The sequence below is a fragment of the Rhodococcus sp. NPDC003318 genome (assembly GCF_042879035.1).
GTDB lineage: Bacteria > Actinomycetota > Actinomycetes > Mycobacteriales > Mycobacteriaceae > Rhodococcus_G.
Genome location: NZ_JBIAOU010000009.1, coordinates 18,523 through 31,436 on the forward strand (window position 1 = coordinate 18,523; position 12,914 = coordinate 31,436).

14 protein-coding genes are annotated in these 12,914 nt (G+C 69.1%); 8 read left to right on the forward strand and 6 right to left on the reverse strand.

What is annotated here, in order from left to right; genetic code table 11:
- The first annotated feature begins 105 nt into the window (after window positions 1-105).
- From ACFYVR_RS15730 to ACFYVR_RS15760, 7 genes are all read left to right on the forward strand, one after another.
- Window positions 106-795: a TetR/AcrR family transcriptional regulator gene (locus tag ACFYVR_RS15730; RefSeq protein WP_387474640.1), complete on the forward strand. Its 690-nt coding sequence runs from the start codon at window positions 106-108 to the stop codon at window positions 793-795.
- 40 nt (window positions 796-835) lie between these two features.
- Window positions 836-1,441: a YqgE/AlgH family protein gene (locus ACFYVR_RS15735; protein WP_387474642.1), complete on the forward strand. Its 606-nt coding sequence runs from the start codon at window positions 836-838 to the stop codon at window positions 1,439-1,441.
- Window positions 1,442-1,509: 68 nt separating this feature from the next.
- Window positions 1,510-2,016 carry a sigma-70 family RNA polymerase sigma factor gene (locus ACFYVR_RS15740; protein ID WP_387474644.1) on the forward strand — a complete coding sequence of 169 codons (507 nt, stop codon included), beginning with the start codon at window positions 1,510-1,512 and terminating at the stop codon, window positions 2,014-2,016.
- Window positions 2,013-2,768 carry an anti-sigma factor family protein gene (locus ACFYVR_RS15745; RefSeq protein WP_387474646.1) on the forward strand — a complete coding sequence of 252 codons (756 nt, stop codon included), beginning with the start codon at window positions 2,013-2,015 and terminating at the stop codon, window positions 2,766-2,768. The genes ACFYVR_RS15740 and ACFYVR_RS15745 overlap by 4 nt, the downstream gene beginning before the upstream one ends.
- 128 nt (window positions 2,769-2,896) lie before the next feature.
- Entirely contained in the window at window positions 2,897-3,490 is a 594-nt protein-coding gene (locus tag ACFYVR_RS15750; RefSeq protein ID WP_387474648.1) for a peroxidase-related enzyme, read from the forward strand.
- 11 nt (window positions 3,491-3,501) lie between these two features.
- Entirely contained in the window at window positions 3,502-4,116 is a 615-nt protein-coding gene (locus ACFYVR_RS15755; RefSeq protein WP_387474650.1) for a peroxidase-related enzyme, read from the forward strand.
- Window positions 4,100-5,287 carry an acyl-CoA dehydrogenase family protein gene (locus ACFYVR_RS15760; RefSeq protein WP_387474652.1) on the forward strand — a complete coding sequence of 396 codons (1,188 nt, stop codon included), beginning with the start codon at window positions 4,100-4,102 and terminating at the stop codon, window positions 5,285-5,287. Before ACFYVR_RS15755 ends, ACFYVR_RS15760 begins: the two co-directional genes overlap by 17 nt.
- Before the next feature lie 69 nt (window positions 5,288-5,356).
- On the opposite strand, the gene ACFYVR_RS15765 is transcribed toward ACFYVR_RS15760, so the two are convergent.
- A complete protein-coding gene (locus ACFYVR_RS15765) occupies window positions 5,357-6,322 on the reverse strand; it encodes a DUF1648 domain-containing protein (protein ID WP_387474654.1) in 966 nt (321 codons plus the stop codon).
- 70 nt (window positions 6,323-6,392) lie between these two features.
- Entirely contained in the window at window positions 6,393-6,884 is a 492-nt protein-coding gene (locus ACFYVR_RS15770) for an SdpI family protein (protein WP_387474656.1), read from the reverse strand.
- 176 nt (window positions 6,885-7,060) lie between these two features.
- On the opposite strand from ACFYVR_RS15770, the gene leuS reads away from it, so the two are divergent.
- Window positions 7,061-9,919 (forward strand): leucine--tRNA ligase, encoded by a 2,859-nt coding sequence (gene leuS / locus ACFYVR_RS15775; RefSeq protein ID WP_387474658.1) that lies wholly within the window; start codon window positions 7,061-7,063, stop codon window positions 9,917-9,919.
- A gap of 48 nt (window positions 9,920-9,967) precedes the next feature.
- Here leuS and ACFYVR_RS15780 read toward each other — a convergent pair whose 3' ends face one another.
- Genes ACFYVR_RS15780 through ACFYVR_RS15795 form a run of 4 tightly spaced genes read right to left on the reverse strand, consistent with a single transcriptional unit; the run spans window position 9,968 to window position 12,285 of the window.
- The gene (locus ACFYVR_RS15780) at window positions 9,968-11,155 is read right to left on the reverse strand and encodes a tyrosine-type recombinase/integrase (RefSeq protein WP_387474660.1); all 1,188 of its coding nucleotides are present in this window, start codon (window positions 11,153-11,155) and stop codon (window positions 9,968-9,970) included.
- Window positions 11,156-11,207: 52 nt separating this feature from the next.
- Window positions 11,208-11,363, reverse strand: a complete 156-nt coding sequence (locus ACFYVR_RS15785; RefSeq protein WP_387474662.1) for a hypothetical protein — start codon at window positions 11,361-11,363, stop codon at window positions 11,208-11,210.
- Between the two features lie 27 nt (window positions 11,364-11,390).
- Entirely contained in the window at window positions 11,391-11,840 is a 450-nt protein-coding gene (locus tag ACFYVR_RS15790; protein WP_387474663.1) for a hypothetical protein, read from the reverse strand.
- On the reverse strand, window positions 11,827-12,285 hold the full coding sequence (locus ACFYVR_RS15795; protein ID WP_387474665.1) for a hypothetical protein: 459 nt from the start codon (window positions 12,283-12,285) through the stop codon (window positions 11,827-11,829). Before ACFYVR_RS15795 ends, ACFYVR_RS15790 begins: the two co-directional genes overlap by 14 nt.
- Window positions 12,286-12,914 lie beyond the last annotated feature (629 nt).

Consider the following 12,914-nt stretch of genomic DNA (forward strand, 5'->3'; position numbering starts at 1 on the left):
TCGAGAGCGCTGCTCTCTTTTCGAGGATGAACCACCCCCGGGCCCGTGTCAAGAGCACTGCTCTCGAAAGTTGACAGTGCTCGCGCCCGGCGTCAGGCTGACACCGTGACCGGAACCCCACGGCAACGCGCCCGCGAACGCACCCTCGCCGACATCACGCGGATCGGCCGCGACCACCTCGCCCGCGACGGCGCCGCCGCACTGTCGCTGCGCGCCGTCGCCCGCGACCTCGGCGTCGTGTCGTCCGCCGTCTACCGCTACGTGGCCAACCGGGACGAGCTCCTGACGCTCCTCGTCGTCGAGTGCTACACCGAGCTCGGCGACGCGGTGGACGCCGCGCTCGCGGCCGCGTCGGACGACCCGGCGGCGAAGATGCGGGCACTCGGTCACGCCGTCCGGGACTGGGCGCTGCGTGAACCGGCGAGCTACGCACTCCTCTTCGGCAGCCCGGTGCCCGGCTACCGCGCCCCCGCGGAACGGACCACCGGACCCGGCACCAGGGTGATCACAGCCCTCGCCGGGATCATCGACGAGGCGTACCGAGCCGGGAAACTGCGTGAGGTGCACCAGTTTCCGATCGCCGATCGGTTCCGGACGGATGCGCAGCGGATTCGCAGCGAGCTCGATCTCACGCTGCCGGACGAGGCGCTCGCCCGCGGCGTGTTCGGCTGGGCGGCACTGTTCGGGGCCGTCGGATTCGAGGTGTTCGGGCAGTACGGGCCGGACACGTTCACCGACCCGCGGGCGCTGTTCGAGCACCACGTCGCGGTGCTCGTCGACACCGTGGGTCTCTAGCGTGGTCACGTGCTCGCGGTCACGGTGCAATGATTGTGCGGTGGATCCCGCAGACGAACCCGACGACCGGACGGCCTCGACGGAACCGGCGGTGCGTCCGGGCAGTCTGCTGGTCGCCGCGACCGATCTCACCGAGCCCACGTTCCGGCGGACCGTCGTCTACATGATCGAACACAACGACGCGGGCAGTCTCGGCGTCGTCCTCAACCGGGCCAGCGACACGGCCGTCCACGCCGTCCTGCCGCAGTGGGCGCCGCTGTGCGCTCGGCCGCAGGCACTGCACATCGGCGGACCGGTCAAGCTCGACTCCGCGCTGTGCCTGGCGACGCTGCGCACCGGCGCGAGCATCGACGGCGTGAGCGGGCTGCGCCGTGTCCACGGCCGCGTCGTCATGGTCGACCTCGACAGCGACCCCGACACGGTCGGCCCGCACGTCGAGGGGGTGCGCGTGTTCGCCGGCTACTCCGGCTGGACGATGGGGCAGCTCGACGGCGAACTGCAGCGCGACGACTGGATGGTGGTCTCGGCGTTGCCCTCCGACGTCCTCGGCCCGCCACGGGTCGACCTGTGGGCGCAGGTGCTGCGCCGTCAGCCGCTGCCGCTGGCGATGCTCGCCACCCATCCCATCGACGTCGCGCGCAACTGAACTGGGCCCGCGCGAACGCCTGCTGAACCGAGCCGCCCGGCGATACCGTGGTGGGCGGGAGGTGGCGAATGCCGCAGGACCAGGCGGAGTTGATGCGCGTACTGTACGGGGAACACGCTGCCGCCCTGTGGCGCTACGCGATGCGGCTGACCGGGGACCGGGTACAGGCAGAGGACGTCGTCCAGGAAACGCTGATCCGGGCCTGGCAGCGGCCGCACATCCTCGACCAGTCCGAGCGGTCGTCGCGGGCGTGGCTGTTCACCGTCGCCCGCAATCTGGTGGTCGACGAACACCGCAGCGCGCACGCGAAACGGGAGTTCGGGACGGACCGGCCACCGGAGCGGCCGAGTCCGGACGACACCGACGCGGCCCTCGATTCCTGGCTGATCACCGACGCCCTCGCCCAACTCAGCGCCGACCACCGTGCGGTCCTGCTGCGCGCGTACTACCGCGGGATGTCCACCCGGCAGATCGCCGACGACCTGGACATCCCCGACGGCACCGTGAAGTCGCGCCTGCACTACGCGCTGCGGTCGCTGCGGCTGGCCCTGCAGGAAATGGGGGTGACGCCGTGACCACCGACCGCGACACCTACGAACGGTGGGATGCCGCACACGTGCTCGGTAGCCTGGACGCCGACGACCGCCGGGCCTACGAGCGGCACCTGGCCTCCTGCGACACCTGCGCGATGGCGGTGGCGGAGGTTGCCGGCCTGCCCGCACTGCTCGGTCGGGTCCCCGCGCACCAGGCCCTGGAACTGGACAGCGCGAAGGATCCGTCCGCCGTGGTCGTCGCGTTGCGGGACGGGGCCGTCGGTGACCCGCCGCCCGACCTGCTGCCGCGACTGATCGCCCGGACGCGGCCACGTCGTCGCTGGGGCCGCGCGCTCGGGGTCGCGGTCGTCGCCGCCCTCGTGGTGGCGGCCGGGGTGGTCGTGGTCTCGGTGTTGCCCATCCAGCCGAGTGGGCCGTCGGCGAACGCTCCGCAGGGTCCGTCCGCGCCGGTGACGGCGCAGGCGATGGAGCCGGTCGTGCCGAGCCCGATCACCGCGGACGTCTCGGTGATCCCGCAGGAGTGGGGTACCCGCATCGACGTCGTCTGCCGCTACTCGGCTCCGCCCGGCGGCGGGTACGGCACCGAGCGGTCCGAGTTCGAGATGGTCCTCACCGACCACACCGGCGCCACCACCCGCCTGGCCACCTGGAGTGCCGCGGCGGGCGAGACGGTGACGCCGTCCGCGACCACCAGTGTGCCGATGCTGTGGATCGACCGCGTCGACATCCGCTCGGTGGCAACGGATCAGGTGCTGCTGACCAGCACCTTCTGATCGGGCCGGCATCGGTTCACAGCGAACTCACATCCCAGAATCAGTGTGATTCATACCCTGGGTCGGTGGCCGGACGCGACCTACCGTCTGCGAGGTACCCACGACTCGTCGTCGACGGAAGGCCCACCATGTCCGAAGCCACCCTGACCAAGCCTGCAGCCGCGCAGTCGATCTCGCGGCTTCGTGTCCCCGAGGTCGAAGAACTTCCCACCGGTTTGCAGAAGCAGATCGCGGATCTGACCCGCCAGCTCGGATACACCCCCAACTGGCTCCGGGCCCTCGCAATCGGTGGCGCGCACACCGAACGGTTCGTCGACTACCTGCTGCCCCTGCTCGACCGGAACTCCGGTCTGCTCACCTACGCGGACCGTGAGCTGCTCGCGACCGTCGCGTCGGGCGAGAACGGTTGCAGCTACTGCCGTCTCAACCACGCCGGCAGCCTCGGCGAGGCCCTCGGAGACCGGCGCCTCGGCACCCGGATCGCCCTCGACTACCGCGAGGTCCGCGAACTCACCCAGCGTCAGCGGGTGCTCTCGGAATTCGCGAGCAAGCTGTCCCTGCACCCGAACGAGGTGACGGACGCCGACATCGAGGGGTTGCGTGCACTCGGACTGTCCGACGAGGAGATCTTCGAGGCCGTGCACGTGGTGTCGTCGTTCGCCGCGGCCAACCGGTTCACCATCTTCCTGCAGGTCACCCCCGACGACCAGTTCTTCGGCTGAGGAGCACACGAATGTCCGCACCCACCGACCTGCGCATCTCCCGGTTGCGCGTCCCCACACCCGCCGAGCGGACGCCGGAGGTGGCCCGGTTCTTCGAGGCCACCGAACGCCGTGAAGGTCACATCCCGAACTGGCTGTCCGCATTCTCGTTGGGGCAAGATCACTTCCAGCGTCTGAACCGCTACCTCTTCCCGCTTCTCGAGGGCTCCGCCGATGCTCCCGGCCGGCTCACGCTGCGTGAGCGCGAGATCCTCGCGACCATCGTGTCCGTCGACAACGGCTGCGCGTACTGCCACACCCTCCACGTCGACGGGTTGGGCAAGGTGCTGGACGACCACTGGCTCGCGCATCGTGTGGCGCTCGATCACCGTGAGGTAGAGGAACTTTCGGAGCGGGAGCATCTGCTCGCGGATCTGGCACTGGTCCTGACCCGGACGCCCGGCGAGGTCTCGGACGACCGGATCGAGGCCCTGCGGGAGGTCGACCTGTCCGACGAGGACATCTTCGAGGCGGTGCAGATCGTCTCGATCATCAACGCGACCAACAGGATCACGCTCGCGCTCGGGGTGCTTCCCGACCGGCAGATCTTCGCCGACCACGGAGGGCACCATGACGGAGACCGTTGACCTGCAGCTCACCACCGACGCCGCGGGCCGGCGCCGCGTGCTGAGCGACGACCTGTTGGCTCGCCTGCACGCACGGGCCGCCGACTACGACCGCGAGAACCGTTTCTTCGCAGAGGATCTCGACGATCTGCGGGAGGCCGGCTACCTGCGTTCGGCGGTGCCGGTCGAGCGCGGCGGGCTGGGGCTGAGCGTCGACGAGGTCAACCACGAGCAGCGCCGGCTGGCGTACTGGGCGCCGGCGACGGCCCTCGGCGTCAACATGCACCTGTACTGGACCGGTCCGGCCGCGGACCGCTCCGCGGCCGGGGACACGTCGGTGGACTGGCTTCTCGACGAGGTCGCGGCGGGCAAGGTGATCGCCGCGGGACACGGCGAGCCCGGGAACGACGTGGCGATCGACGACTCCACGACCCGCGGTGTCCGGGTGGACGGCGGCTACCGGATCACCGGACACAAGATCTTCACGTCGCTCTCCCCCGCGTGGGACTGGCTCGGCGTGCACTTCCGCGACGACACCGACCCGGACGCGCCGGTGATCGTCCACGCGTTCGTGCCGCGGACCGCGGCGGGTGTGCGCACGGTGGAGACCTGGGACACCCTCGGGGTGCGGGCGACCGCCAGCCACGACACCCTCTTCGACGACGCGTTCGTCGACGAGCGGCACGTCGTCGACGTGCATCCCGTCGGCGGTGTGCCCGGGCCGTACGTGCAGGGCATCTTCCCCTGGGTGCTGCCCGCGCTCGGCAACATCTACCTCGGAGTGGGGCGGCGGGCACTGGACGTGGCGATCGATGCCGCGTCGACGCGCACCGCGCTCAGCCTCGGTGGTGCGGCGGTCGCGACGAATCCCTTCGTGCAGTACCACGTCGCGGAGGCCGAGCTGATTCTCGAGGGCGCGACGGGTCAACTCGACGATCTCACCGCCGCCCTGGCCTCCGGCCGCGACCTCGGCGACCGGGCGCTGCTGAAACTGTTCGCGGCGAAGGAGAACGGGACCCGGGCCGCGCGGGCGGCCACCGATCTGGCACTCGAGATCGCCGGCGCCGGGTCCATCCACCGGCGCAGTGAGCTCGAACGGCTGTACCGCGACGTCCGCGCCGGTGCGTTCCACCCGCCGAACAGCGACGCCGCGCGCGACTACATCGGCAAGTTCGCCCTCGGCCTGCTCTGAGCCGAACCCCGCAAGGCCGATTCCCCCGCCGGTTCGACGTCTCCGGAACCGGCGGGGAACCCGGCCGGTTCAGGCGGGCCGGGCGGCGTCGGCGAGGGAGTTGAGCGCGCCGGCCATTTCCTCGGCGCGGGCGGTGGTCACGGTGAGGCGCTGTCCGTCGGCTGCGGTGACGACCAGTGCCGGTCCGGTCTCGGTGACTACGCCGTAGTTGCCGCGCCCACGCACGCGCAGTCCCCAGCCGCCGAAGTCGCGGAACGGCGCGACCTCGGTGACCTCCGCGCCCTCGAGTTCGTCGACGCCGTACCCGAGGGCGCACATGCCCATGTTGAACACGTGCAGTCCGGACTCGTCGACGACGACCCGGTACCGCAGCAGCCCGATCACCAGCGCCGCGACCGGTCCGAACACCGCCAGCAGCCACCACGCGTCCGCCAGCCGGCACAACCCGACCGTGACCAGCCCGGCCGCCACGGCCAGCACGACGGTGTTGGGGGCGCCGAGTCCGATGCGATCGACGATCGGCAGTGCGAGCGGGCCGCGGGGCAGGCGCGGGTCGGGTCTGCCGGTCGCCGGTCGACGTTCCCGGTGGTCGCGCAGCAGCGACGCCCCGAGCACGCCGACCGCGCCGCCGACGAGCACCCCGACCGCGATCCAGGTGGCCGAGAAGCGGGCCTGATCCGGTGCAGCGACATCCAGGTGCGCGGACAGCAGACCGATCCACAACGCGAGCATCAGCCCGGTGACGGCCGATCCGATGATCAACATCGCCCTCCGCATCACCAGCAGCGCCTGGGCGAGGGCCGCGATCGCGCTGGCCCCACCACCGATCACGGCGATGACGATGGCGACGGTCCAGGCCGCGGATCCGGTGTCGGTGAAGCCGTCCGGTACGGCGCCACTGAAGTGGACGGCCAGCGTCGTGGGGAGGCGAGGGTCCCACACCCGGGCCGTCACCAGAACCGTGGCCGCAGCGACGATCGGGACCACGACGCCGAACACCACACCGGCGGGGTCGAACGACCTCGATTCGCTCATGCCCGCCGATTCAACCAGTCCGTGGACGGCCGGGGAGCGAACCCGCAGGGCTCGGTGCGGCCGGTGGGGCTCAGTGCGGCTGGCAGGCACCCTTGAGTGTGCAGGACCCGCAGGAGTCGACTCCGCAGTCCGCTGCGGCGGCCCTGTCGGCGGCCGATTCGCTGACGAGCGCGGACGTCGTGGCGGCCTCGGGCGCGCTGCCGCAGCCACAGGCGTCGCCGCAACCGGCAGGTGCGGCGGCCGCGGCCGTACGGGCACCGACGGTGCCGCCGTAGCCGGCGATCATCAGAGACGCGAGGACGGCGACCGCGGCCAGAGCCAGGCCGCCGAGGGTGCCGAGCGTCAGGGCGCCGATACCGCCGATGACCAGCAGCACCGCGGCCGCGGCCAGGGTCGGCGCGGCGATGCGGTTGGCGAGGCGGAAGGTCTCCTCGGACGCGAGGGTGTCGGGAGTGCGGACCCCCGCCCACCGGTTGCGCGGCAGGCGGCCGGTCATCCCGGCGGCCGCGACCCCTCCGACGACGACGGCGACGGCGAACAGCACGCTTGCGACGATGAGCACGACATCCAGGGTACGGCGGGGGCCGTCGGCGGGCTTCTCGAGGGTGACGCTTTAGGCTGGTGTCGGGAATCCCTGCCCGAAACCGGGTGCGGTGCCCCTGACAGCGGAGCCAGGAGTGGGCCGGGACCACGACCGCGGGCTCCATCAGCCCCCAGCGCAGAGAAGACAGCGAATCAGTGACCGAGTCAGTGCAGCAGCCAGGCGGCGACGCGACCCCCCAGCACCGTTACACCGCGGATCTCGCGGGCCGTATCGAGGCGCGCTGGCAGGAGCGGTGGCGCGAGCGGGGAACCTTCAACGCCCCGAACCCGGTCGGTGACCTCGCCGGCGAGCTGCCCGCGGACAAGCTGTTCGTCCAGGACATGTTCCCGTACCCGTCCGGTGCCGGCCTGCACGTCGGGCACCCACTCGGCTACATCGCGACCGACGTGTTCGCGCGGTTCCACCGGATGCACGGCCACAACGTGCTGCACACCCTCGGCTACGACGCGTTCGGTCTGCCCGCCGAGCAGTACGCGGTGCAGACGGGCACGCACCCGCGGACCACCACCGAGGCGAACATCGAGAACATGAAGCGGCAGCTGCGCCGGCTCGGTCTCGGGCACGACGAGCGTCGCAGCGTCGCGACCACGGACGTGGACTTCTACCACTGGACGCAGTGGATCTTCCTGCAGATCTACAACGCCTGGTACGACACCGACCTGAACCGGGCCCGCCCGGTCTCCGAGCTGGAGGCGGAGTTCGCGTCCGGCGCCCGCACCCCTGCCGACGGACGCGCGTGGGGCGAGCTGTCGGACGCCGAGCGCCGCGCCGAGATCGACTCGTACCGCCTTGTCTACCAGTCCGATTCGATGGTCAACTGGTGCCCGGGTCTGGGCACGGTGCTGGCCAACGAGGAAGTCACCGCCGACGGCCGCTCTGAGCGCGGCAACTTCCCGGTGTTCCGGAAGCACCTGCGGCAGTGGATGATGCGGATCACCGCCTACTCCGACCGCCTCGCCGACGACCTCGAGTACCTGGACTGGCCCGAGAAGGTCAAGTCCATGCAGCGCAACTGGATCGGCCGCAGCCACGGTGCGCGGGTCAGGTTCGCCGCGCATCGCGAACACGGCGCTGCGACCCCCGATTACGACATCGAGGTGTTCACCACCCGCGCCGACACCCTGTTCGGCGCCACGTACGTCGCGCTGGCTCCGGAGCACGAGCTGGTCGACCAGCTGGTCGCCGATGTCTACCCGGAGGGCACGGATCCGCGCTGGACCGGCGGCGCCGCGACCCCGGTCGAGGCCGTCGCGGCCTACCGCGCCGCGATCGCCGCGAAGTCGGACCTCGAGCGGCAGGAGAGCAAGGAGAAGACCGGTGTCTTCCTCGGCTCCTACGCCGTCAACCCGGTGAACGGGCACAAGGTTCCGGTGTTCATCGCCGACTACGTGCTCACCGGCTACGGGACCGGCGCCGTGATGGCGGTGCCCGGCCACGACCACCGCGACTGGGAGTTCGCCACCGAGCTGGGGCTGCCGATCCTCGAGGTCATCTCCGGTGGTGACATCACCACCGGTGCCTACTCCGGTGACGGTCCGCTGGTGAACTCCGGCTTCCTCGACGGGCTCCCGGTGGACGAGGCCAAGAAGGCCGTCATCGCGCACCTCGAGGCCGACGGCCGCGGCGTCGGCACCATCCAGTACAAGCTGCGCGACTGGCTGTTCGCCCGGCAGCGGTACTGGGGCGAGCCGTTCCCGGTCGTGTACGACGAGCAGGGTCAGGCCCACGCGCTGCCGGATTCGGCTCTGCCGGTGGAGCTTCCGGAGGTCGAGGACTACGCGCCGGTGTCGTTCGACCCGGACGACGCGAGCTCGGAGCCGTCGCCGCCGCTGGCGAAGGCGTCCGACTGGGTGAACGTCGAACTCGATCTCGGTGACGGGCTCCAGCGCTACCACCGCGACACCAACGTGATGCCGCAGTGGGCGGGCAGCTCCTGGTACCAGCTGCGCTACATCGACCCCACCAACCAGGATTCGTTCTGCGCCAAGGAGAACGAGCAGTACTGGATGGGTCCGCGTCCGGAGCTGCACGGCCCCAACGACCCGGGTGGTCTGGACCTGTACGTCGGCGGTGTCGAGCACGCGGTGCTGCACCTGCTGTACTCCCGCTTCTGGCACAAGGTGCTCTTCGACCTCGGGCACGTCAGCTCGTCGGAGCCGTACCGCCGCCTGTACAACCAGGGCTACATCCAGGCGTACGCGTACACCGACAGCCGCGGTGTGTACGTGCCCGCCGCGGACGTCGTCGAGTCCGACGGGAAGTTCTTCTACGAGGGCGCCGAGGTCAACCGTGAGTACGGCAAGATGGGCAAGTCCCTGAAGAACGCCGTTGCTCCGGACGAGATCTGCGAGGAGTACGGCGCCGACACCCTGCGCGTCTACGAGATGTCGATGGGTCCGCTGGACACGTCGCGGCCGTGGGCGACGAAGGACGTCGTCGGTGCGCAGCGGTTCCTGCAGCGCGCGTGGCGTGTCGTCGTGGACGAGGAGTCCGGTGCAGTGCGGGTGACCGACGCGGAGCCGTCCGAGGACACCCTGCGGGTGCTGAACAAGGCGATCGACGGCGTCAACGCCGACTACACCGCGCTGCGCGACAACACCGCCGTCGCGAAGCTGATCGAGCTGACGAACCACCTGACGAAGGCGTACCCGGACGGGGCGCCGCGGGCGGCGGTCGAACCGCTGGTGCTGATGCTGGCCCCGGTGGCCCCGCACGTCGCGGAGGAACTGTGGTCGCGGCTCGGGCACGAGACCTCCCTCGCGCACGGCCCGTTCCCGACCGCGGACGAGAAGTGGCTGGTGGAGGACTCCGTGGAGTACCCGATCCAGGTCAACGGCAAGGTCCGCAGCCGCATCACCGTTGCCGCGGACGCGGACGCGAAGACCATCGAGGCGGCCGCCCTCGCGGACGAGAAGATCGTCGCCTTCCTCGACGGCGCCGACCCGCGCAAGGTCATCGTCGTCCCCGGCAAGATGGTCAACATCGTCAAATAATCGGCGTGTCGGCAGCCCAGGATGAGCCTCTCACCTGGGCTGCCGCCGCTACTTGGCGTCCGCCTCCGGGGTGTCGGTCCCGCACTGGTCCCGCACCAGTGCCTCGTCGACCGCGACCCGTGTGCGCTCGTCCTCGCCGGGCCACAGATGCGCGTAGACCCCGAGTGTCGTCTCGGCTGATTCGTGCCCGAGGCGCTCCTGGACGGTCTTCACCGACGCGCCAGCGTGGATCAGCGCACTCGCGTAGAAGTGCCGCAGCGAGTGCCAGGTGACTTCGTCGGAGACCCCGACCCGTTCGCGGATGGTCTTGAGCGCCCCGCCGACCGTGGCCGACGACCACATCCGGCCCTGCGCGGTCCGGAAGAGCGGCATGGCCCGGTCATCGCTCGGGTTGTCACGGAGCTCCTCGGCCAGTGCTTCGATCGCGATGGCGGGCAGCGGGATCACCCGCCGGGCCGCTGGCGTCTTCAGGCGTGACCATGTGAACGTCGAGGTGCCGGATTTCGACTGTTCGACGATCGACGCCTCACGGCGCAGAAAGTCGACCGAGCGGATTCGCAGGCCTGCGATCTCACCCGCGCGGAGTCCCGTCGCCGCACCGACAACGATCATCCGTGCGAACGTCGGATGCGCGGGCGCGTGACCATCTCCGGACTTCCCTCCTTGACGTGCCGCGTCAGCAAGACGCCAGATGTCAGCGGCGGACACGAGCTCGCCACGAGTGACGGCATGCGCCGTGTCGCGCTTCGCTGAGCGCTTCCCCACCCCTGCCGCCGGCGACTTCAGTAGCAGCCCGTCGGAAACGACCATGTTGAAGAATCCGGCGAGCTGGCCCGACCAGTTCGAGACGGTGTTCTCCGCAACACCTTTGCATCCGGGCTTCCACGGCCGCCCCGTTTCCAGTGCTGTCTTCCAGGCCCGGATGTCCGACGCCTTCACCGCTCCGATCGGGGCATCCTCAAGGCGGCCGAGATTGCGACCGATGAGCTCGCGGATCTTTCGTGTGCCATCAGACTCGGCGGCCTTCTCCCATGCCTGCCAGAGTTGGCCGACGGTGACCTGCTGGTCCCGCGGGTCGATCCACTCACCGCGGCGCAGCTCGCGAAGACGCTCCCCGACCCATGCCGTGGCCTCCGCTTTCGTGTCGAAGGTCTTGCTGAGCTCGCGGCCATCGGCGCCGTAGTACCGACCGACCCACCTGACTTTGCCGTTACGTGTCCGCTTCTGGACCTTCATTAGGACCTCACCGCCTGCAACGCGCTGTGAAGCACCCGCGTACCTGCCCCTGTCATGCGCCCCATTCCGGACCGTCCTCGTCGGGCGCCTCGGCGACCTCGTCCCACCGGTCGCGCATGTCGCGACCCTTGGTGGATCGCTTGCAAACGATGGCTTTTTCTGTAGCGATCAGTGTCTCGATATCGATGTCGTTCTCAGGCTGTCCCACGTTTGGAGCCTCCTTCGGTGTAACGACTCAGTGCACCCAATCACAGTCTGTGAGAGCGGATTCGATCTGCGTTCGCTCGTCTGGCGTGAGCGATGCGAGGCGGACATTCAGCGTGTGGTGGTCGGTCCAGACTTCGTCCACGAGTTCCGCGCCGGCGACTCCCCGGCACCAGCGCAGCGCATCGATCAATGCGTCGATCGTGATCAGATTCCGGGCCGCCAACTTGTCGACAAGTGCCTCTTCGCGAGCGAGGAGCACCTCGTCAATCGGGGCGAAGTCGCGGTCGACGTGCTGAGTCTCGTGCTCGAGAGTGCTTCGCTTGGCTGCCTGGGTCAACCGAGGGTCGAGGTAGATCGTTGTCTCCCCGTCCCAGAACCCAGCGACGCCGTCGGGAAGGGTGTCGTCCCAAACAATGTCGATGTGCGGGTAGTGGTCTCGCAGCTTCCGCCACGGGTGATGCCGCTTACACACCTTCATCAGGCGTCTCCGGGTACATCTCCTTCTTTCGCCGAGATGCTGCGCCGCGTGCGCTCGTCAGGGGCGCACGCCGCTCTGGCAGCTTGTGCACCGTCGCGGATGGCTTCTTCTCTGTCGAACCGTGGGCTTTCAGCAGTCGGACTCGACGCGTGACTTCCTCTGTGAGCGGCACGATGTCGATGGTTCGAAGCAGCTCCTGCTCGCCGACCCGGACCTCTGTCAGGCCTGCTTCATCCTCGGTGATGAACTCGGCTTCGACGAGCGCCTCGAGAACGTTCGCGTGGTACGCCCGAGCGATCTTGACCACGAACTCGGGGTCAGCGTTGGCGCCCTTCTTCCAGCGGGAGAAGTTCGAGGCGCTGATGCCGGCTCGTTGCGCGGCCGTCATGGCGTTGTCGTCTCCCATGAGTCGCTGAAGGTAGATCCACCATCGGCTGTCTGTCATGGCCGCGACGGTACTTGCAACGTTGCAAGTCTGCAAGTCAATGCAGCACTGCAATGTGTACTTGCACAACTGAAATTCTCGAGTTATCGTCAGTTGCAGCAGCGCACACAGCGATTGCAGCACTCGAATAGGAGCAGGTCAAGTGCAGAAAATTTGTACAACCCGCATCCGTGACGAGTGGGTCGAGGAGCAGCTCGACAAGTACGGCACTTTGACCCGACTGGCAGAGAAGTTGGACGTCGATCTATCCACTGCGAGTCGATGGATGAGTGGTCGGCACGAAGCGTCGAACCGGTGCATCGGAACGGTGCTCATCAAGCTAGGCGTCGATTTCGACACGGCCTTCATTGCAACGGTCGAAGAGGCCAGACAGCGACGCACCCGCGTCGCGAAGCGACCCACTCGCACGGTCGCCGCGTAGCGGCCACGCACAAGATTCCCCCGCCAGGTCCACGCCTGGCGCGCTCTTTCATACCTTCACAGCGGAGAAAAACTGACCTGGCGAGCCCGTCGCTCATACACCTGCCCATTGGTTCAAAGGTGCATACCCGCAGCAACATTCGACACTGCGGAGGCAGCGCGACGACCGATGCCGCCAGGTCCCATGCGCCCGACATCCGGGCGCAAGT